A 20,042-nucleotide genomic window follows, 5' to 3' on the forward strand; every position below is an offset into this window, starting at 1 on the left:
GCGTGATCCGTCAAAGGCCCGAAGGCAGGGCCGCCAGTCGGAGGGCGTGTGGAAAACGGCCGCGCGGGGCAGCCTGTCTCGTCGAAACGGTAACAACACAACAGCACCGGGCGAGGCCCGGCTGTCCCGCGCCCTCCCTGACTTTCGCGGCTCACCCTGCGCAAGATGCGGACTCGCGCCCGCCGTCTCCCTCCCCGGCCGGGGAGGGATGTCGACGCGTCAGCGGCGACAGGGTGGGGGCGGCCCGTCAGGGTCGCGTCATCCTCAGTCAGCCGTCCCCACCCGGCCGCTCTCGCGACCACCCTCCCCGGACGGGAAGGGAGAACTGCACTCTCCCCTCTTCCCTCGACCCCCGCTCCCGGAAGCCGTTACAACCTCCACCATGACCTCCGCCTCGCTTCCCGACGCCGGATCCAACTGGGTGGACCGCCAGGCGCCCGAGGGCCTCAAGCCGTGGCTCAAGCTCGGCCGCTTCGACCGGCCGATCGGCATCTGGCTGCTGCTCCTCCCCGGCTGGCAGGGCATCGCCCTCGCGCTCGGCCAGCATCACAAGACGCCCGACCTCTACGACGCCTGGCTGTTCCTCGGCTTCGCCCTCGGGGCCTGCCTGATGCGCGCCGCCGGCTGCGCCTTCAACGACATCGTCGACCGCGACATCGACGCCAGGGTCGCCCGCACCGCCCGACGCCCCATCCCCTCCGGCCGCATCTCGGTGAAACAGGCCTGGGCCTTCGTCATCGGCTGCAGCCTCGTCAGCCTGCTGATCCTGCTGACCCTGAACCTGACCGGCATCCTGCTCGGCGTCGCCTCCCTCGCCCTCGTCGCCGTCTACCCCTTCATGAAGCGCATCACCTGGTGGCCCCAGGCCTGGCTGGGCCTGACCTTCAACTGGGGCGCCCTGATGGGCTATGCGGCCGTCGGAGGTCTGCCCTTCCTGCTCTGGGCCTGGTTCCGGACTCTGGAGGCGGCTGGACAAGGGTTTCTCGTGGCCTCGGCCGACACTCACGGCCACCTCGCCCTCCCGGCCCTCCTCCTCTACCTCGGCGGCGTCTTCTGGACCCTCGGCTACGACACCATCTACGCCCTGCAGGACATCGAGGACGACGCCATGGTCGGGGTTAAATCCTCCGCCCGCCGTCTCGGCCCCAATGTTCGCCGTGGCGTCGCCGTCTTCTACCTCCTCACCATCATCCTCACCGTCGCCGCCGGCGCGGCCGCCGGCCTCGGCCTCCTGTTCTACGTCGCCCTGCTGCCGTGGGCCGCCCACCTGATGCGTCAGGCCCGCGACGTGCGCACCGACGATCCCGCCCTTGCGCTCCGGCTGTTCAGGTCCAATCGTGACGCCGGCCTCATCCTGCTTGTCGCCATCATTCTCGGCTCGGTTCAGCTTCCGCTTTGAAGGATTCCTGCATGACCCGCCCCCTACAGCTGCTGCTCCTGTCCGCCGCCGTGGCCGCGACGCTCGCCGCCTGCAACCGGGACCGGGAAGCGGACGCGCCGCCGGCGTCGAAGGCCGATCCGGACGCCCTGGTCACGCCCGCCGAGGCCGCCGCGCCCCAGGGGCTGGACGAGAAGACACCCTGGGCCGACATCAGGCTGAGCTTGCCCGACGCCCTGAAGGCGCACCCGGACCTGCACGCCCGTCTCTACGCCGAGGAAGTCCGCAAGCTGCGCCAGTTCGCCGAGGGGGCGCAGGGCGAGCTGACCGAGGCCGGCGCGCCGACGGGCCGGCCGAAATACGAGAACACCGTCACCATCACCACTGCCGCCGAGACCGGCAAACTGCTCAGCCTCAAGCGAGTGGCCCTCGACTATACCGGCGGCGCCCACCCCAACACCCTGACCAGCGGCATCCTCTGGGACAAGGCGCTGAAGCGCCAGATCGGCCTCGCCGACCTGTTCCGCAAAGGGGCCGACCTGACCGCCCTCGACCAGGCCCTGTGCTCGGCGCTCAACGCCGCCAAGCGCGCCCGCGTGCCGGACGGGGCCTCGATCACCTTCGACAGCAAGCCGTTCGCCTGTCCGCGCGTGGCCACTACCCCCTTCGTGCTGACCCCCGGCGGCACGCCCGGCAAGGCGGCCGGCCTGACCTTCCTGATCGGCCCCTACCAGGCCGGGTCCTACGCCGAGGGCGGTTATGAGATCGCCGTCCCGGTTGTGGTTTTCAGATCCCTGCTGGTTGTGTCATATAACGATGAATTCGGCGGGCAGCCGGCACGGGTCGGAGACGTCACGCCCACAGGAGGCTAGGTATGGTCCGCATCGCCTTTTCTCTCGCCGTCGCCGTGGTCGCGACTCCCGCCGCCGCCCAGGTCATCAGTTCGGGCGTGCCCATGGGCCCCGGCGGCAGCGGGACGGAAGTCCTGGGCAATCCGTCCGACGCCGGCATCATGTCGACGACGCCCAGCCGCATCGCCAGCTCGCGCCGCGAGATGAACCGGGGCCGCGAAACGTCCTTCCAGGTCCGCATGTCGCCGCGCCAGGCCCGACTCCATGCCCGCGAACTGGTGGGCCGGGCCGATATCATGTGCGACGTCGCCGAGGCCGAGATCGTGGCCTATACCGAGGACAACATCCCGCTGATGGAAATCGACTGCGCCGTGGGGGGCGGCCTCGTGATCGCCGACACCCTGCCCATCCAGGCCATGGACTGCCTCGACCTCGCGATGCCCGAAGACCAGGCCGAGCAGGGCGGCTACATGCTGACCTGTCGCCTGCCCGGCAACGTCGCGGTGGTGAACGCCGCGCGTCAGTCCGCCAGGAACTGACAGCCCGGACTGCGCGGGCTGTGGAGCAACGATGAATTCGGCGGACAGCCGGCACGGGTCGGAGACGTCACGCCACTTGGAGGAGGTAGGGTATGGCTCGCATCGCCTATTCTCTCGCCGTCGCCGCGGCGGCCCTCGTCGCAACCTCGGCGTCGGCCCAGACGCCCGGCTCGGGCCCCGGCTACAGTGGACGGGAAGTTCTCGGAAGTCCTTCCGATATCGGAATCATGGCGACCACGCCCAGCCGTATTCCCAGTTCCCGCCGGGAGATGAATCGCAACCGGCCGGCGCCCTTCCAGGTGCGGATGTCCCCACGCGAGGCCCGGCGCTACGCCCGCGATCTGGTCGCACGCGCCGAGCTCCAGTGCGACGTCTCCGCGGCCGAGCTCGTCGCCTATACCGTCGATAACATTCCCCTCATCGAGGTCGATTGCGCCGAGGGGGGCCTCGTGATCGCCGACAGCCTGCCAATTCAGGCCACCGACTGCTTCGACCTCCCCACGCCCGAACAGCAAGCCCAGGAGGGCGGCTTCATCCTGTCCTGCCGCCTGCCAGGCAACGTCGCCCGCGCCGCCGCCGCCGGTCAGTCCGCCAGGAACTGATCCACCAGTCCGGCGAACAGCGCCGGCTGATCGGCCATGATGAAGTGCCGGCTGCCGTCGACCCGGACCAGCCTCACGCCCGGCAGGGCCGCATACTCGCGGGCCCATAGCGCATCGGCCCCCGCCGCCGGCGCGCCACCGTCGGCGTCGGAGGCGTAGACCGCCCACACGGGGGTGGTCATCCCCGCCAGCCCCGGCCGGGCGTCGGTGGTCATCACATCCCGGATCGCCGCCGCCATCGCCTGGCGGTCCGTCGCCAACGACCACTCGACTATCGCCTCCCGCGTCGCCGGATCGCGGGCCATGCCGATCGCCGTCTGCGCCTGCTGCGCCCGGAACGAGGCCTCGTCCGCCGACAGTATCCCGGCCGCCGCCTGGGCCGCGAACGGCCGCGCCGCCTCGGCCGTCACCTGCGGCCCGAACAGGACGCTGAAGAACGGCAGGCTGTCGACGCTCATCACCCTGCCGACCAGCCCCGGCTCCGCCTGCGCCAGCAACAGCGCGCCCAGCCCGCCCATCGAGTGGCCGATCACCGCCGGCCGCTCCAGTCCCGCCTCGCGGATGTAGCGGGCCAGCTCCGCGACCACCGGCTCGACGAAGGGCCCGTCGTCATGCGCCCACGGCTCCCCCGCGAACCCGGCCAGTTGCACCAGATGCACCCGATGCGTCGCCTTCAGCCGCTCCGCCTCGGCCCGCCACACCTCGCGCGACGACGCCAGTCCCGGGATCAGGATCACGTCGGGGCCGCCGCCGACGACCTCGACCGACAGCCGGTCCGAGGCGAACGCCGTCTGCACGGCGGAAACCGGAGCCGCTTCGGCCCGGACGGCGAGGGCGACGCCTCCGGCGAGAACGGCGACGGCCGAGGCGATGGCGAAGACGCGCAGCACGCGGCCGCCGCCGTGACGGGACATGAACATCATGGTCGTGGTCCTTGTGAGCTTGTCCTGACAACCGTCAGGCGTGAGGGTTTTCGAAGACGTCTTCCACCGGCCGCGCGAACAGCACGGCGATGCGGTAGGCGAGGTCCAGCGACGGGTCGTGCTTCTCGGTCTCCAGCGCGTTCACCGCCTGCCGCGATACGCCCAGCGCCTGACCCAGCTGTTCCTGCGTCCAGCCGCGCTCGACGCGCAGCAGTTTCAGCCGGTTCTTCATCGGCTGCTCCTGACGAACGGCGCCGCAAGGCCGAAGCACAGCCAGAACAGCGGGTAGATCAGCCAGCCAGGCAGGTGATAGGCGTCGGCATAGCTCTCGCCGAACCCCCAGACGCTGGCGATGGCCATGGCCATTCCGGCGGCGAGGATGAACTGTTTGGCGGTCACCGCCCGGACGTATTCGTCCGACTCCCGCATCAGCGCCAGCGTCGCCCAGATCTGGCCGATCACCGGCGCCGACACAGCCAACGCCAGTCCCCAGGCCGCCACTGGCGAGGCCATGTCGTCGAACGCCCCGAGGATGGCCGCGACATTGATCGCCACATAGCCGCTCATGAAGGCCATGGTGCGGGTGACATATCGCCGGCCCGCAGAGGTGGTGTTCGATTTCCCGAGAGAAAGCATGACATGAGTTCCTGACGTGATGTCAGGCATACCTGACACTAACAGAATGTCATGTCAACCTGACTTTTCGTCAGATCCGCCTGACATCGACCGTGGCCGCCCGCTCCGCTTTGCGCCGCCTTCAGGCGGGCGTATCCTGCCCTCCATGCCCGCCGCTCCCCGCGCCCGTCCGGCCGACCTGTTCACCCCCGACGAGTGGGCGCCGTTCCAGACGCGTGCCGCCTGGGCCGGTCCTCTGCTGGTTCTGCATTGCTGGGCCGTGATCCTGCTGGCGGCCGCCGCCGGAGTGCTCTGGCCGATCCTGATCCCGCTCTGCGTCGCTGTCATCGGCACGCGCCAGCTCGGCCTCGCCATCCTGATGCACGAGGCGGCGCACGGCGGCCTGTCGCCCCGCCGGGGGATCAACGACTTCCTCGGCCACTGGCTCTGCGCCATCCCCATCGGCGCTTCGCTGGCGCTCTACCGGCCCTATCATCTCAGCCACCACAAATACGCCCAGCAGGCCGAGGACCCGGACCTCGTCCTGTCCGCCCCCTTCCCGGTCACCCGCGCCTCGCTGCGCCGCAAGATCATCCGCGACCTGACCGGTCAGACCTTCTTCAAGCAGCGCGTGCTGTTCGCCTTCAAAGCGTTCGCGTCGCAGCGGGACGAGGACATCGCTGAGGGCGCGGTCGTCACGGGTCGCAGCGTCGCGCCCTTCCTGCTGGTCAACGCCGCCCTGCTCGCAGGCGCCGTCCTCGCCGGCGTCTGGTGGGCATATTTCGCCCTCTGGCTCCTGCCACTCGCCACCTGGTTCCCGATGGTCACCCGGTTGCGCAACGTCGCCGAACACGCCTGCGTCGAGGGCTCGGCCGACGACGCCTTCCGCGCCGCCCGCACCACGTGCGCCTCGTGGTGGGAGCGCGCCTTCATCGCTCCTTACTGGGTCAATTTCCACGCCGAGCACCACCTGTTCATGCACGTGCCCTGCTGGAAGCTGCCGGCGCTGCATCGCGCCGTGCGCGACAAGCCCCAGGGTCAGGGCATGGAGGTCGCGCGGAACTATCTCGATGTGCTGAGGACCGCGAGCGGCCGAACCGCCGGATAGACGGGAACCACGGCCGGGACCTTCGGTTGATGTCGGGGGCGAAAGGAGACTCCGATGGGCAATTCCGAATCCAGACCGTCGCCCGGCGAGGATCGTCACCGCGGCTCCCACGGCGGCAACCGCTCGGCCAGAGAATTGCGGGAGGACGAGACCGTCCGCAGCAGCCAGGCCGCCGGCAAGGATCCGGGCCGCGAGTCCACGCCGATGCGGATCCCGCCCGAGGAGCGGGTCGTCCGCGGCCCGAGGCGCAACCCGGTCAGCGACAGCGAGATCGAGCGCCGCCCGCCCAATTGGGAATCCCACGAGCGCGGCTGGCGCGCCGGCGACCCCGCTGCAGACTCCGTCATGCCCGGCCGCGAGTTCGGCGCCGGCGGCGGCGTTGACGATGGTCCGAACGAAGCGGGTGGCGACGCGGCCAAGTCCCATCCCCGCTGACCCCCATGGCGCGCGAACCTCGGCCGGAACCACGCATCTACCTCGACTGCGACGGCGTGCTGGCCGATTTCGACAAAGGCGCGCGAGCGGTGCTCGGCATGTCCTCGCGCGCCTTCGAGCAGCGCTTCGGGCTCAAGGCCTTCTGGGCGCGGATCGCCTCGACACCGGACTTCTTCAACACCCTCGAGCTGATGCCGGACGCCATGGAGCTGTTCGAGGCCGTCCGCGACCGTGATCCGATCATCCTCACCGGCCTGCCGCGGGGCGCCTGGGCCGAGCCGCAGAAACGGCGCTGGGCCGCCCGGCATTTTCCCGGCGTCGAGGTGATCACGACCTCTTCGGCCCTCAAGCGGGAGCACTGCCATCCGGGCGACGCCCTCGTCGACGACACGGTCAAATTCCGCCACCTGTGGGAGAAGGAAGGCGGCGTCTTCATCCCCCACACCTCCGCGGCCGCGTCGATCGCCGAACTCCGCCGCCTCGGCTTCCTCGAACCTGCGCCGCGGCCCGCCCACAGGAATGAGGATTGGCGCCGCGTCCACACCCTGTAAGCCGGGATCGATGCCGATCCCCGATCCCGCCGCCTTCATCCTCGCCAACACCCGTCTGCAGCCCGTGCCGCACACGCCGGAGATTTCGCTGTGGCTGGCCGACGAGATCACCCCGATCTGGCGGCTGACCGAGGAGGAACTCGGCGAGATGGGCCTGCCCCCGCCGTTCTGGGCCTTCGCCTGGGCCGGCGGTCAGGGCCTCGCCCGCTGGCTGCTCGACAATCCGCGGGAGGTGGTAGGCAAGCGCGTGCTCGACTTCGCCGCCGGCTCGGGTCTCGTCGGGATCGCGGCCATGAGGACCGGGGCGACGTCCGCCCTCTGCGCCGACATCGATCCGTTCTGCGGCGCCGCCGTGGCCCTGAACGCCACAGCCAACAGCGCGGCGGTTTCATTCACCGAAGACGACCTGCTCGAGGCCCCGCCGCCGGATGTCGAGGTGATCTGCGCCGGCGACGTCTTTTATGAAAAGCCCATGGCGGAACGCGTGCTGGCGTGGCTGACGGTAGCCGCGGATCGGGGCATCCGCGTCCTCGTCGGCGATCCTCTTCGGACCTACTTTCCGAGGTCCGGCTTCGACCTGCTCGCTGAATACGAGGTGCCGACCACCCGTGAGCTCGAGGACTCCGCCGTCAAGCGCACTTGCGTCTGGACCCTCGCCGCCACCTGACGGCGACGCTTGGCATCCCACGGTCCCGGGACCATATTGCTTTCCATGATCGCCGTTCGCGCCCTGCTCGCCCTCGCCGCCGTCGCCATCGGCAGCCCCGCGCTGGCGCAGACGCCGCCGGCCTATGTGGCTCCGGGCGCGTCGGTCGATCCGCACCGCCACCAGGCGGACCAGCACCGATACGAAATCGACCGTCTGCGCGCCCAGGCGGATCAGCGCGCGGCCTTCGCCCGCCAGCTGGAGCTTGAAGCCCGCTTGCGCCGGATGGAAGTGGAGGCCGCGCGCCAGCCGCCTCTGACCGAGGACCCGACCGGCCGCGCTCTCCGCTCGCCTGAGGAAGAGCGCGCCCTGCGGGAAGCCGCCACGGAGCGCCGCCGCGCCACGACTGCCGGCGTCACCCAGATCGACCGCTGGCTCGACCGCCCCGCGCGCTAGACGCGCCGCCTGCATCCCTTCACGGTCGCCGGCGTTACCGCCTGGCTTGATCAGGACGAGGGAACGGCATGCGCTGGCAGGGCGGACGACGCGGCGGCAACATCGATGACCGGCGCGGACTGGGCGGCGCCGGAATCGCCGGCGGGGGCATCGGGGCGCTCGTCCTTGCCGCCATCGGCTATTTCGTCTTCGGCATCGATCCCCAGACCACCCGGCAGATCACCAGCCAGCTCGGCGGCGTCGGCAGCGCGGAACAGGGCAAGCAGGGCAGCCCCGAGGACAAGGCCGGCGCCTTCGTCGACGTCATCGGGACCAATGTCGACGACGTCTGGAAGACCAGGCTGCAGGGCTATCAGCCGCCGACCGTCGTCCTCTACGAGCGCGGCACCTCGACCGGCTGCGGTTTCGGCCAGTCCGCCATGGGGCCGTTCTACTGCCCCAGCGACCGCCGCGTGTATCTGGACCTGTCCTTCTGGCAGCAGATGGAGAGCCAGCTCGGCGCCTCGGCCGCCGACTTCGCCCGCGCCTATGTCATCGCTCACGAATACGGCCACCACGTCCAGACGCTGACCGGAACCTCGCAGCAGGTTCAGCGGGCCCGGCAGCGCGCTTCCGGCCAGGCCGAGGCCAACCAGTATTCCGTCGCCCTCGAACTCCAGGCCGACTGCTACGCCGGCGTCTGGGCGCGCAACGCCTCCGCCGTTTCCAACGGCGCCGTGGCGCTTGAAGCCGGCGACCTCGAGGAAGGCCTGCGCACCGCCTCGGCCATCGGCGACGACACCCTGCAGCGCCGCCAGGGCGGCCGCGTGGTGCCCGAGGGCTTCACCCACGGCTCGTCGGCCCAGCGGGTCGAGTGGCTACGGCGTGGCTACGAGTCCGGCGACCCGGCCGCCTGCGACACCTTCTCGGCCCTCTAGGTTTCAGCCCACAGTCAGATCCAGCGGCCGCGACACGTGCAGAGTGCCCGCGCCGAGGTCGAACGCCACGCGACGGCCGGCGAACGCCTCCATGCCGACCAGCGCGCCCGGGAAGTTCGGCAACGGCGGCTGCTCGAAGATGCCGACCTGCACCCGCCGGTAGAGGTGGTCGGCGAAAGTCACGGTGCGCGCCTCCAGCACCGCCGCCCGCACCGCCCCGCCGAGCACCAGACTGGTGCCTGTCTCCTGCGGCCGCCCGTCGAGCAGACCCGCGGCCTGGGCCGTGGCCTCGTCCAGGGCCAGCATCGACGAGGCGCCGGTGTCGACCACCGCATCCACCGGAACCCCTTCGACGGTGACCTGGGCGACCAAGCCCCCGCCCGAGCGCCGCACCGCGGTCGGCGTCAGGTCAGGCGGCCGCACGAAGGCCTCGCGCGCGATCAGCCGCACGTGCCGCCGGGCCGGATCGATCGCCAGCACCAGATGCTCCAGCACGTCCCGGCCGAGGATCAGCGGCGTGTTCAGCCCGTCCTCCGACGCCAGCGGACCCAGATCGAGGATCGCCGCCCTCAGCTTGCCAATGGTCAGGCCGGGCAGACGCGCCTCGACCGTGGTGCCGCGCCCCATCTGGCTGCCGCCGCCGACGCCATAGGCGATCAGCGGCATCTCGAACATCGAGCGGCGCTGCGGCGGCAGGGCTGCGACCAGCCGGCGGTCGATTACGGAATACTGCGCGCCGGTGTCGATCAGGGCGATGATCTCGCGCCCCTCCACCCGCGCCTTCACCGTCGGCACATTGGCCCGCCGCGCATAGGGCAGCCAGGGCGTCGCGCTGCCTTCGCCGAAGTCCAGATCCGGGGCGGGCCAGAACAGGGTCTCGCGGGCCCACCAGGCGCCGCCGACGACGGCGGCCAGTCCTGCGGCGCGGATCAGAAGGTTGCGGCGGTTCATGCCGTTCGAACATGGCGCGGCCGAGGGCCCGGCGCCAGCGTCGCCGCTGTCGCGCCTAGCGAGAACCGAACGGCACCACCTTGTTCTCGCGGTCGTGACCGATATCGGCCGCGCCGAGGTAGGGAATGCCCGAGCGCTCGCACCAGTAGCGGACGATCTCCTCCGGGGTCAGGCCGAAGTCGGGATCGTTCTCGACGATGTCCGACACCCGCCCGAGACGGATTCCCGCGACCCTGCGGATCGAGGCCTGTCCGGTCAGGTGGAACATCATCCGGTCGACCCGGTACAGCGGCTCCGAAACGTCCTCCAGCATCAGCACATGACCGCCCAGGTCCGGCTCCAGCGCCGTCCCGACCAGAGCGTCGAGGATGCTCAGGTTGAAGGCCACGGCCGGGCGCGGGTCGTCATGCAGCGTCGGTTCCCAGGAGGTCCTGTCGCCCCGCTTGAGCCAGTTCAGCGCCCGCCACGCCGTCGCGTCGTTGCGCACCGCGTCCGAAGCCATCGGCCCGTGCGCCACGTGCGGGAACCCCGCCTTGTAGAGCCCCGCCAGCAGCGTCCCCGCGTCGGAATAGCCGAGGTACCGCTTCTTCCGCGCCACCTCGGTCAGCCGCGGCAGCACCGCCTCGGCGATCCGGCACGAGCCGTAGCCGCCCCGCGCGAACCACACCGCGTCCAGCCGCGGATCGTTGGCGTATTCGACGAAGGCCGCCGCCCGGCTGGCGTCGTCGCCACCGAAATGCCCGTGCTTGCCGAAGCTGGCCGGATGGAACACCACCTTGACCGACCCGTCGGGCACATGGGTCGCGAACCAGTCATGCACGGCGTCCGCCCGCTCCCGGTTGAAGCGCGAACTGGCGTTGACGATGCCGATCTTCATTCTGCGGCTGCCGACCTCAGCCCGCGGCGGGCCTTCGTCCTGTAGTGGCGATCGACGCTATAGCTGATCCATTGCACGACGACGCCGTAGCCATTGATCGCGATGAGCCACCAGATGGTGAAGGTCTCGCGGTCCTCGGGCAGCCAACCAAGCTTGCCGACCCCCCACAGGCTGAAAAGCAGGAACCAGACCAGATAGAGAGCGGAGATGATTCGCCCGGCCCACCGCGGCGGCCGTTCCGCCAGCATCTGCGCCTTGTCGTTCTCGCTCGACGTCTTTCCGAAGAGCATATCGAGAACGCGAGCGACCAAGGCGGGGAGGGCATTAGATGTCATCGGCCACCAAATTCCGGATCTGTGTGCAGCTTAGGGGAGCCAGACCGTTTCCGAAAGCCGCACCTCCCCGCTTGCACCTTTCCCTCCGCCGCCCGGCCCTCTACTCAGCTCCCATGGCGAACGACGACTATTTCTTCTGCGGCATCGGCGGCTCGGGCATGCTCCCCCTGGCCATGATCGTGCAGGCGCAAGGAGCGCGCATCGAGGGCTCCGACCGCTCCCGCGACCAGGGCCGCACGCCCGAGAAATTCGCCTGGCTCGAGGCGCACGGCGTCACCCTGCACCCGCAGGACGGCTCCGGCGTCGCCCGGCCGGATCAGATCGTCGTCGCCACCGGCGCCATCGAGGCTGCCGTCCCCGACATCGGCGCCGCCCGCCGCGCCGGCGCCCGCATCGTCACCCGGCCGGAACTGCTCAGCCAGCTGTTCAACGCCGCCCCGACCTCGATCGGCGTCGCCGGCACCAGCGGCAAGTCGACCATCACCGGCATGATCGCCTGGATCCTTCACACCGCCGGCCGCGAGCCCACCGTCATGAACGGGGCGGTGATGAAGAATTTCGCGGACGCCGACCACCCGTTCGCCAGCGCCCTGATCGGCGGCCGCGAGTTCTTCGTCTCCGAGGTCGACGAGTCCGACGGCTCCATCGCCCGCTACGACCCGACCGTCGCCGTGGTCTCCAACATCTCGCTCGATCACAAGTCGATGGAGGAGCTTCGCGACCTGTTCGGCGGCTTCACCGGCCGGTCCGCGACCGCCGTGCTCAACCTCGATAACCCGGAGACGGCGGCGCTGGCCCAGCGCATGGTCGAGGCCGGACGCGGCGACGCGGTGGTCACCTTCGCCCTCGGCGAGGAAACCGCCGACATCTCCGCCCACGACCTCGAACCGCTGCCGACGGGGATGCGGTTCCGGCTGACCGGGCGCGGCGCCGGAGCGGACATCCCGGTGAGGCTGCCGGTCCCCGGCGCCCACAACGTCGCCAACGCCCTCGCCGCCCTCGGCGCCGCCCGGGCCGTCGGCGTGCCGCTCGACCAGGCCGTCGCCGCGCTCGAAGCCTTCGCCGGCATCCGGCGCCGCATGGAGGTGGTCGGGACCGCCAACGGCGTCACCGTCATCGACGACTTCGCCCACAACCCGGACAAGATCGCCGCCACCCTCAAGACCCTGCACGCCTTCGACGGCCGCCTGCTGATCCTGTTCCAGCCGCACGGCTTCGGCCCGCTGAAGCATATGCGCGACGAGTTCATCGACGGCTTCACCGGCCTGCTGCGCGAGGACGACGTCCTGCTCATGCCCGAGCCGGTCTATTACGGGGGCACGACCGACCGCAGCGTCGGCTCGGAGGATATCGCCTCGGGCATCCGCGCCGGCGGCCGCGCCGCCGAGGCCCTGCCCACCCGCGAAGCCTGCGGTGATCGACTGATCGACATCGCCCGCCCCGGCGACCGGATCGTCATCATGGGCGCCCGCGACGACACCCTGTCGGTGTTCGCGGCGGAGCTTCTTGAGCGCCTGCGCGCTTCCGGCGGATGATCCAGGACGTCCCGCCGCAGCTTCCCGAAGTCATCGTCACCGGCGCCCGCCTGCCGCCCGCCGCCGGCGAGGCCGCGTTCTCCGTCATCCGCCTGGACGAGCAGGACCTGCGCGGCCAGCAGCGTCTGGACGAGGCGCTGGCGTCCGTGCCTGCGGTCTCCCTGTTCCGCCGCACCTCCAGCCAGGCGGCCAACCCGACCACGCAGGGCATCTCCCTGCGCGCCATCGCCCCCTCCGGCGCCGGCCGCACCCTCGTCACCCTCGACGGCGTGCCGCTGAACGATCCGTTCGGCGGCTGGGTGATCTGGTCGCAGGTTCCGACCGAGAGCCTGTCCGGACTCGATATCGTGCGCGGCTCCGGCGCCGGCCCGTACGGCGCGGGGGCTCTGACCGGCGTCATCCAGCTGCGTGAGCGCGACGGCGGCGGCGCGCTCGACGCCTCGGTGAGCGAACGCGGCGGCGCCCGCCTTGGTTTTTCCGGCGCCGCGGACGCCGGACCCATCCGCCTCGTCGCCTCCGGCCTCTACGAAACCAGCGACGGCTACGTCCCCGTTCGCGGCCCGGACGCCGGCGCCGCCGACACCCCGCTCGACCTGGAGGTGCACAGCGCCGCCTTGCGCGCCGACCTCCCGGTCTCCGAGGCCATGATCTCCCTGCGCGCTTCCGCCTTCGAGGAGGACCGCGGGTCCGGCCTCGCCGGCGCTCGCGCCACGGCCACCGGAAATCTGCTTTCGGCGGCCGCCGCCGTTCAGCCCCTCGCCGACCGGCCCGGCTGGCGCCTGCAGGCCTGGCGCCGCGAGAGCGACCTCGCCAACACCTCCGTCGCCGTCGCCGCCGACCGCGCTTCGACCACCCCCGCCAACGATCAGTTCGAAACCCCTGCGACCGGGTGGGGCCTCAACGCCGCCCTGCGCCGGATCGTGGTCAGCGGCGCCGCCCGTGTCGAATGGGAGCTCGGCGCCGACGCCCGCTTCAACGAGGGCGAGACGCGCGAGCGCTTCCGCAATCTCGGGGCGGGCTTCACCCGTAGCCGCGTCGCCGGCGGGGAGACCTCCGTGGCCGGGGTCTACGCCGAGGGCGGCTGGTCGTCCGGTCCGTGGCTGGTCGCTGGCGGTCTCCGCTACGACGGCTGGCGCAACGAGGAGGGTCGCCGCCTCGAAACCGACCTCGCCACCGGCCTGCCCACGCTGGACGAGACCGACCCCGACCGCTCCGGCGAGGTGGTCAGCGCCCGTCTCGCCGTCCGCCGGGACATCGGACAGGGACAGGCCCTGCGCCTCGCCGCCTACACCGGCTTTCGTCCCGCCACCCTCAACGAACTGCACCGCCCGTTCCGGGTCGGCAACGACCTGACCGAGGCCAACGCCGCCCTGGAGCCGGAGCGCCTCACCGGAGTGGAGGCGGGCTGGGCCTGGTCCGGGAGCCGCGCCGAACTGACCGCCACCGCCTTCTGGACCACGATCGAGGACGCCATCGTCAATGTCACGATCGGCCAGGGGCCCGGAACCTTCCCCCGCGCCGGCTTCGTCCCCGCGGGCGGCGTACTGCGCCAGCGCATGAACGCCGGGACCATCGAGGCGAGCGGGATCGAACTCGACGGCCGCATCGACCTGACCGACGCCCTCTCCCTCAGGGCCGCCGTGTCCGCCACCGACGCCCGCGTCGACGGCGGCGCCATGGCCTCGCAACTGACCGGCCTGCGCCCCGCCCAGGCTCCGGTCTGGAGCGCCGCCGCCGGACTGGAGTGGGTCGCGACGGGCCGGTTGTCTTTCTTCAGCGACCTGCGCTGGGAGAGCCGCCGCTTCGAGGATGATCTCAACAGCCGGGTGCTTGAGGCGGCCGCCACCGTCGACCTGCGCGCCGACTGGGCCGTGACGCCCTCCGCCACCGTCTGGCTCGCCGCCGCCAACCTGTTCGACGCCGGGGTCGAGGTGTCGGAGACCGGCGCCGGCGTCGCCGGCTTCGGACCGCCGCGAACGCTGAGCCTCGGCGTCAGACTGTCACGCTGACGCTATTGCAAACCGTTCGCAACTTCGGCACAAGCCGGACGTGACCGAAGCCGCCGCTCCCGTCAGGCCCCCGAAGGCCCTCAACGCCAGACGCTCGTTCTGGCTCAAGCAGCTGCATCAGTGGCACTGGATTTCCGCCGCCCTCAGCCTGATCGGCCTGCTGCTCTTCGCGGTCACCGGCATCACCCTGAACCACGCCGCCGACATCCCCGCCGAGCCGGTCACCGTCGAGCAGACCGCCGCCCTGCCCGCGCCGCTGCTCGAGCGCCTGGAGGCCTTCCCGGAAGAGACCACCGACCCGGTCCCTGACGCCGTCGCCCGCTGGGCCTCGGATGCCCTCAAGGTTCGCATCGCCGGCCGCCCCACCGAAACCACCGCCGACGAGATCTATGTCGCCCTGCCCGAACCCGGCGGCGACGGCTGGCTGACCATCGACCGCGCCACCGGCGAGGCCCTGCGCGAGCGCACCACCCGCGGCTGGGTGGCCTGGCTCAACGACCTGCACAAGGGCCGCAACACCGGACCGGTCTGGTACTGGTTCATCGACGTCTTCGCCGCCGCCTGCGTCGTCTTCGCGGTCACCGGGTTCGGTCTGACCTGGCTCCACGCCCGCCAGCGCCCCTCGACCTGGCCGCTGCTGGGTCTCGGCCTGCTGATCCCCGCCCTCATCGCCCTGCTGTTCATCCACTGAGTGTCCCATGCGTAAGCTCACCCTCGCCGCCACAGCCGCCGCCGCCAGCGCCGCCGCCGCGCCCGCCCTCGCCGCCGACCTCAACGTCTCGGTCGAGATCCCGCGCCTGTCGGTGGCCGCCTACCACCGCCCCTATGTCGCCGTGTGGATCGAGCGGCCCGACAATACCGCGGTGCGCACCCTCGCCGTCTGGTACGAGGTCTCCAACGTCGCCGAGGGCAAGGACTGGCTCAAGGACATGCGCACCTGGTGGCGCCGCGGCGGCCGCGCCTTGGCCCTGCCGGCCGACGGAATCTCCAGCGCTACCAAGGCCCCCGGCCGCCACACCGTCTCTGTCCCGGGCGCCCGCCTCTCCAGCCTGGCCGCCGGCGACTATGTGATGGTGGTCGAGGCAGCCCGCGAACTGGGAGGCCGCGAGGCCGTCCGGGTGCCCTTCCGCTGGGGCGCCGCCAACACCGCCCGCGCCTCGGGCTCCAGTGAACTTGGCGCTGTCAGCGTCACCGTCACCCGCTAAGGATCATCCCATGAAGAAGCGCATCGCCCTCCTCGCCGCCCCCGTCCTCGGTATCCTGGCGGCTCTCGCCCTGCCGATGTCCGCCCAGGCCCACCGCGCCTGGCTGGCCCCGACCTCCACCGTCCTGTCCGGAACCGACGCCTGGGTCGGTTTCGACGCCGGTATGTCCAACGGGGTCTTCATTCCGGACCACGCCGCCATGAACCTCGCGGGTCTGGTCATCACCGCGCCGGACGGCTCGACCGCCCAGCCCGAAAACATGATGCGCGGCCGCTACCGCTCGACCTTCGACCTGCACCTGACCCAGCCCGGCACATGGAAGATCGCCAACGTCATGAGCGGCGTCACGGCGACGTACAAGGAGAACGGCGAGGACAAGCGCTGGCGCGGCCAGGCCGCGGAATTCCCGGGCGCGATCCCGGCCGGCGCCACCGACGTCGTGGCCACCCGCACCTCCAGCCGCGTCGAGACCTTCGTCACCCTCGGCGCCCCGACCGACACCGTCTTCACCAATCCGGCGGACGGTCTGGCGTTGAGCCCCGTCACCCACCCCAACGATCTCGTGGCCGGCGAAGCGGCGACCTTCAAACTGTCGATCGACGGTCTTCCGGCCTCCGGCGTCGAGGTCACCGTCGCCCGCGGCGGCACGCGCTACCGCGACAACCCGGAAGAGATGACCGTCACCACCGGCGCCGACGGCGCCTTCACCGTCACCTGGCCCGAGCCCGGCATGTACTGGCTCAACGCCACGGTGCGCACCCCGGCGCAGGGCGAAACCATCGCCGCCAACGCCCAGTATGTCGCGGTCATGGAAGTGCTGCCCTGACCGACCGACCCTCCGCGCCCAACCGGTCCGTCCCTCCGACCGTCGTGATCGGCGAGGGCGGGCCGCGCGAGAACAACCGCGTGCTGATCCCGACCCACGGCAAGGTCCCCACGCGGCCGGCCACGGACATCATCTGGGACTTCGCCGGCGAGACCATGGGCACGACCTGGGCCGTGCGTCTGGCCCCCGCGCCGGGCCTCGCCAGGGCCGCCTTCCAGTCGGCGATCGAGGACGAGCTGGACCGGATCGTTCTCCTGTTCAGCCATTGGGACCCACGCTCGGAGCTCTCGCGCCTCAACGCAGCCCCTCCCGGCTTCTGGGCGGTGTCCGAGCCGTTCTGGTCGCTGCTCAACGCCGCCCTCGAACTGGCCGACGACACCAATGGCGCCGTCGATCCGACCCTCGGCGCCCTCGTCGACCTGTGGGGCTTCGGCCCGCCCGGCCCGCGTCCGCTCGACGCCTTCGGCAACGCCCCGACCGTGCCGTTCGAGGACGAAATCGCCGCCGCCAGGGCCCTCAGCGGCTGGGGCCGGCTGCGCCTGAATCGCGACGCCCGCGCCGTTCAGCAGCTGGGCGGCGTCAAGCTCGACCTCTCCGGCATCGCCAAGGGCCACGCCGTCGACAAGGTTTCCGAACGGCTCACCGCCATGGGCGCCACCCACCATCTGGTCGAGATCGGCGGCGAACTACGCGGCGCCGGCGTCAAGCCCGACGCCCGTCCGTGGTGGACCGAGCTGCAGCAGGCGCCGGGCGCGCCCGCGCCGCGCACCGTCGCCGCCCTGTTCGACATGGCCGTGGCCACCTCGGGCGACTGGATCCGGAATTTCGAGGCCTACGGCAAGACCTACAGCCACACCATCGACGGCCGCACCGGTCGTCCCGTCGACAACGGCGTCGCCTCGGTCACCGTGCTCGCCGACACGGCGATGTACGCCGACGCCATGGCCACCGCCCTGACCGTCATGGGACCGGAGGAAGGCCGCGCCTTCGCCGAGGCCATGAACATCGCCGCCGCCTTCGTGGTGCGCGGCGATGGGGGCGTCATGACCGAGACCGTCACCCCCGCCTTCACCGCCATGTTGAACGAGGGCGCGTGACCGCCGACCCCGTCCGCTGGTTGTGGGCGGCCGCCGCCGTCGTCCTGTGGCTGCTGATCGTCGCGGCCGTGGCGTGGAGCCGCGCGCGCGCGCGCCGCGCCGCCGCCCATCGCGCCGCCGTCCTGGCCCCGGCCGAAGCCTCGGACGCCCTGCTCGTCGCCTTCGCCAGCCAGACCGGCCAGGCCGAGGAACTGGCCTGGATGACCGCCTCCAGCCTGTCGGACGTCGGCGTTCCTGCCCGCATCGTCCTGCTCGGCGATCTCGAGCCCGACGAACTGAAGGCCGCCGGCCGGGTCCTGATCGTCGCCTCCACCACCGGCGAGGGCGACGCCCCGGACGCCATGTCGTGGTTCGCCCGCAAGCATATGACGGCGCCCGCCGATCTGGCCGGCCTCTCCTACGCCCTGCTCGCGCTCGGCGACCGCACCTACGCCGACTTCTGCGGCTTCGGCCGTGCGCTCGACAGCTGGCTGCAGCGCTCGGGCGCAACGCCCCTGTTCGACCGCGTCGAGGTCGACGACGGCGACGCCGGGGCCATCCGCCATTGGCAGCACCAGCTCGGCGTCGTCACCGGCCATGCCGTGCAGGCGGACTGGACGCCGCCGGCCTATGATCGCTGGCGCCTGACGGCCCGCACCCATCTGAACCCCGGCAGCCCGGGCGGCGAGGCCTGGCTGCTGGCCTTCGAGCCGGTCGACCACAGTCCCGACTGGGTCGCCGGCGACATCGCCGAGGTCGGCCTGCCCGGCGACCCCTCGCCCGGCAGCCGCGAATACTCCGTCGCCTCCCTGCCCGCCGACGCCCGCGTCGAGTTCATCGTTCGGCTGATGACCCGCCCGGACGGTTCGCCCGGCCTCGCCTCCGGCTGGCTGATCCGCGGACTCGCCATTGGCGACCCGGTCGACATGCGCATCCGCACCAATAACAGCTTCCACGGCCCCGCCCCCGAAACCCCGCTGATCCTGATCGGCAACGGCACCGGCCTCGCCGGACTCCGCGCCCACTGGCGCGCCCGCGCCGGTGCGGCGCACGGCGGCACATGGCTCATGTTCGGCGAGCGCACCTCGACCCGTGACGCCTTCCTCGACGGGGAGCTTCAGGCGGCTGTCGCCGCCGGCGCGCTGAGCCGCCTCGACCGCGCCTTTTCCCGCGATCCGGGCGACGGTCGCTATGTCCAGCATCTGATCGATCAGCACGCGGACGAAGTGGTCGCCTGGGTCGATCGCGGCGCGAGCATCCTCGTCTGCGGCAGCCTCGAAGGCATGTCGCAGGGCGTCCACGCCGCCCTCGAAAAGGCCCTCGGCCCTGAGCGTTTGCTGACCCTCGCCGAAACCGGCCGTTACCGCCGCGATGTGTACTAGACGGGCCGGCGTCTGCGCCGGCGAGCTCGCCTTCTTAAGTCGATTTGCCGAACCTTGATGGTCATGCTGGTCGAAATGGCCGGGCTTTCGTCAGTTTGGGTGATCGAAATCGCCGGGATTTCATAGTCGAAATCGTCGCCGTCAGACGTCGGCCCAGCGCCGCAGCAGGTTGTGGTAGACGGCCGTCAGTTCGAGCACCGCCGGGTCCTTCGGTCCCTTCTCCGCATTGACCCTCTGGATCGCGACATCCAGCCGGAACAGCGTCTCCCGGTCCGCGTCGTCCCGCACAAGGCTTTGAATCCAGAAGAAACTCGCGACCCGCCGCCCGCGCGTCACCGGCGTGACCCGGTGCAGGCTCTTCGACGGATAGAGCACCAGATCCCCGGCCGGCAGTTTGACCGCCTGCGGGCCGTACATCTCCTCGATGATCAGCTCGCCGCCCTCGTAGTCCTCGGGCTCGGCCAGAAACAGCGTCGCCGACAGGTCGCTGCGGATGCGGACATTCCCCCGCTGGCGGATCGCGTTGTCCACGTGCACGCCGAAATGCTCGCCGCCCTCATAGGCATTGAACAGCGGCGGGAAGATCGTGTGCGGCAGGGCCGCGGACACGAACATCGGGTTGGCGTTCAGCGCCTGCAGAACCAGCGCTCCGACCTCGCGCGCCTCGGCCGAGTCCTCCGGCAGCTGACGGTTGACCTTGGCGGTCGCCGACTGGTGCCCCGAGGTGACGTTGCCGTCCGCCCACGGCCCGGCGTCCAGACGCGACCGCAGCGTCGCGACCTCGTCCTTGGTGAAGACGCCGGGGATGTGGAGCAGCATGGCCCG

The 20,042-nt window shown here is 71.0% G+C and carries 24 protein-coding genes; 17 read left to right on the forward strand and 7 right to left on the reverse strand.

What is annotated here, in order from left to right; genetic code table 11:
- Positions 1–382 precede the first annotated feature (382 nt).
- The 4 genes from VEC04_RS10320 to VEC04_RS10335 all read left to right on the forward strand — a co-directional run bounded on the left by VEC04_RS10320 (position 383) and on the right by VEC04_RS10335 (position 3,370).
- Entirely contained in the window at positions 383–1,399 is a 1,017-nt protein-coding gene (locus VEC04_RS10320) for a UbiA family prenyltransferase (protein WP_324776497.1), read from the forward strand.
- Between the two features lie 11 nt (positions 1,400–1,410).
- Positions 1,411–2,250, forward strand: a complete 840-nt coding sequence (locus VEC04_RS10325; RefSeq protein WP_324776499.1) for a DUF3298 domain-containing protein — start codon at positions 1,411–1,413, stop codon at positions 2,248–2,250.
- Positions 2,251–2,252: 2 nt separating this feature from the next.
- Entirely contained in the window at positions 2,253–2,768 is a 516-nt protein-coding gene (locus tag VEC04_RS10330; protein ID WP_324776501.1) for a hypothetical protein, read from the forward strand.
- Positions 2,769–2,860: 92 nt separating this feature from the next.
- Positions 2,861–3,370 carry a hypothetical protein gene (locus VEC04_RS10335; protein ID WP_324776502.1) on the forward strand — a complete coding sequence of 170 codons (510 nt, stop codon included), beginning with the start codon at positions 2,861–2,863 and terminating at the stop codon, positions 3,368–3,370.
- Here the strand turns inward: VEC04_RS10335 and VEC04_RS10340 are convergent.
- The 3 genes from VEC04_RS10340 to VEC04_RS10350 are packed head-to-tail and all read right to left on the reverse strand — an operon-like array spanning position 3,352 to position 4,929.
- Complete coding sequence (locus VEC04_RS10340; protein WP_324776504.1) at positions 3,352–4,293, reverse strand: alpha/beta hydrolase; 942 nt, start codon at positions 4,291–4,293, stop codon at positions 3,352–3,354. The genes VEC04_RS10335 and VEC04_RS10340 overlap by 19 nt on opposite strands.
- A gap of 34 nt (positions 4,294–4,327) precedes the next feature.
- A complete protein-coding gene (locus tag VEC04_RS10345; protein WP_324776506.1) occupies positions 4,328–4,525 on the reverse strand; it encodes a helix-turn-helix transcriptional regulator in 198 nt (65 codons plus the stop codon).
- Complete coding sequence (locus VEC04_RS10350) at positions 4,522–4,929, reverse strand: hypothetical protein (protein WP_324776508.1); 408 nt, start codon at positions 4,927–4,929, stop codon at positions 4,522–4,524. Before VEC04_RS10350 ends, VEC04_RS10345 begins: the two co-directional genes overlap by 4 nt.
- A 145-nt stretch (positions 4,930–5,074) precedes the next feature.
- Between VEC04_RS10350 and VEC04_RS10355 the strand changes: the two genes are divergently transcribed.
- From VEC04_RS10355 to ypfJ, 6 genes are all read left to right on the forward strand, one after another.
- Positions 5,075–6,016, forward strand: a complete 942-nt coding sequence (locus tag VEC04_RS10355; RefSeq protein WP_324776510.1) for a fatty acid desaturase family protein — start codon at positions 5,075–5,077, stop codon at positions 6,014–6,016.
- A 54-nt stretch (positions 6,017–6,070) separates the two neighbouring features.
- On the forward strand, positions 6,071–6,451 hold the full coding sequence (locus VEC04_RS10360) for a hypothetical protein (RefSeq protein WP_324776511.1): 381 nt from the start codon (positions 6,071–6,073) through the stop codon (positions 6,449–6,451).
- A 5-nt stretch (positions 6,452–6,456) separates the two neighbouring features.
- Complete coding sequence (locus VEC04_RS10365; RefSeq protein ID WP_324776512.1) at positions 6,457–7,002, forward strand: 5' nucleotidase, NT5C type; 546 nt, start codon at positions 6,457–6,459, stop codon at positions 7,000–7,002.
- Positions 7,003–7,012: 10 nt separating this feature from the next.
- On the forward strand, positions 7,013–7,669 hold the full coding sequence (locus VEC04_RS10370; protein WP_324776514.1) for a methyltransferase: 657 nt from the start codon (positions 7,013–7,015) through the stop codon (positions 7,667–7,669).
- Between the two features lie 45 nt (positions 7,670–7,714).
- The gene (locus VEC04_RS10375; protein WP_324776516.1) at positions 7,715–8,104 is read left to right on the forward strand and encodes a hypothetical protein; all 390 of its coding nucleotides are present in this window, start codon (positions 7,715–7,717) and stop codon (positions 8,102–8,104) included.
- A 68-nt stretch (positions 8,105–8,172) separates the two neighbouring features.
- On the forward strand, positions 8,173–9,021 hold the full coding sequence (gene ypfJ, locus VEC04_RS10380; protein WP_324776517.1) for a KPN_02809 family neutral zinc metallopeptidase: 849 nt from the start codon (positions 8,173–8,175) through the stop codon (positions 9,019–9,021).
- Between the two features lie 3 nt (positions 9,022–9,024).
- Here the strand turns inward: ypfJ and VEC04_RS10385 are convergent, their stop codons facing one another.
- The 3 genes from VEC04_RS10385 to VEC04_RS10395 are packed head-to-tail and all read right to left on the reverse strand — an operon-like array spanning position 9,025 to position 11,139.
- Positions 9,025–9,972: an aspartyl protease family protein gene (locus VEC04_RS10385; protein WP_324776519.1), complete on the reverse strand. Its 948-nt coding sequence runs from the start codon at positions 9,970–9,972 to the stop codon at positions 9,025–9,027.
- A gap of 55 nt (positions 9,973–10,027) precedes the next feature.
- The gene (locus tag VEC04_RS10390) at positions 10,028–10,849 is read right to left on the reverse strand and encodes an LD-carboxypeptidase (RefSeq protein ID WP_324776521.1); all 822 of its coding nucleotides are present in this window, start codon (positions 10,847–10,849) and stop codon (positions 10,028–10,030) included.
- Positions 10,846–11,139, reverse strand: a complete 294-nt coding sequence (locus VEC04_RS10395; protein WP_324776523.1) for a hypothetical protein — start codon at positions 11,137–11,139, stop codon at positions 10,846–10,848. Before VEC04_RS10395 ends, VEC04_RS10390 begins: the two co-directional genes overlap by 4 nt.
- A gap of 158 nt (positions 11,140–11,297) precedes the next feature.
- Here VEC04_RS10395 and VEC04_RS10400 point away from each other — a divergent pair, with 158 nt between their 5' ends.
- From VEC04_RS10400 to VEC04_RS10430, 7 genes are read left to right on the forward strand one after another with little or no spacing between them, the layout of a single operon-like run.
- On the forward strand, positions 11,298–12,719 hold the full coding sequence (locus tag VEC04_RS10400) for a glutamate ligase domain-containing protein (protein ID WP_324776525.1): 1,422 nt from the start codon (positions 11,298–11,300) through the stop codon (positions 12,717–12,719).
- Complete coding sequence (locus VEC04_RS10405; protein WP_324776527.1) at positions 12,716–14,728, forward strand: TonB-dependent receptor; 2,013 nt, start codon at positions 12,716–12,718, stop codon at positions 14,726–14,728. Before VEC04_RS10400 ends, VEC04_RS10405 begins: the two co-directional genes overlap by 4 nt.
- Before the next feature lie 40 nt (positions 14,729–14,768).
- Complete coding sequence (locus VEC04_RS10410; RefSeq protein WP_324776529.1) at positions 14,769–15,419, forward strand: PepSY-associated TM helix domain-containing protein; 651 nt, start codon at positions 14,769–14,771, stop codon at positions 15,417–15,419.
- Between the two features lie 7 nt (positions 15,420–15,426).
- Positions 15,427–15,933 carry a DUF2271 domain-containing protein gene (locus tag VEC04_RS10415; RefSeq protein WP_324776531.1) on the forward strand — a complete coding sequence of 169 codons (507 nt, stop codon included), beginning with the start codon at positions 15,427–15,429 and terminating at the stop codon, positions 15,931–15,933.
- Positions 15,934–15,943: 10 nt separating this feature from the next.
- Entirely contained in the window at positions 15,944–16,759 is an 816-nt protein-coding gene (locus tag VEC04_RS10420; RefSeq protein WP_324776533.1) for a DUF4198 domain-containing protein, read from the forward strand.
- Positions 16,760–16,803: 44 nt separating this feature from the next.
- Positions 16,804–17,856 carry an FAD:protein FMN transferase gene (locus VEC04_RS10425; RefSeq protein WP_324776535.1) on the forward strand — a complete coding sequence of 351 codons (1,053 nt, stop codon included), beginning with the start codon at positions 16,804–16,806 and terminating at the stop codon, positions 17,854–17,856.
- Entirely contained in the window at positions 17,853–19,217 is a 1,365-nt protein-coding gene (locus VEC04_RS10430; RefSeq protein WP_324776537.1) for a sulfite reductase subunit alpha, read from the forward strand. Before VEC04_RS10425 ends, VEC04_RS10430 begins: the two co-directional genes overlap by 4 nt.
- Positions 19,218–19,358: 141 nt before the next feature.
- Here the strand turns inward: VEC04_RS10430 and VEC04_RS10435 are convergent, their stop codons facing one another.
- A complete protein-coding gene (locus VEC04_RS10435) occupies positions 19,359–20,036 on the reverse strand; it encodes a Fe2+-dependent dioxygenase (protein ID WP_324776539.1) in 678 nt (225 codons plus the stop codon).
- Positions 20,037–20,042: the final 6 nt, after the last annotated feature.

Source organism: Brevundimonas sp., assembly GCF_035626535.1.
Taxonomy (GTDB): Bacteria; Pseudomonadota; Alphaproteobacteria; order Caulobacterales; family Caulobacteraceae; genus Brevundimonas.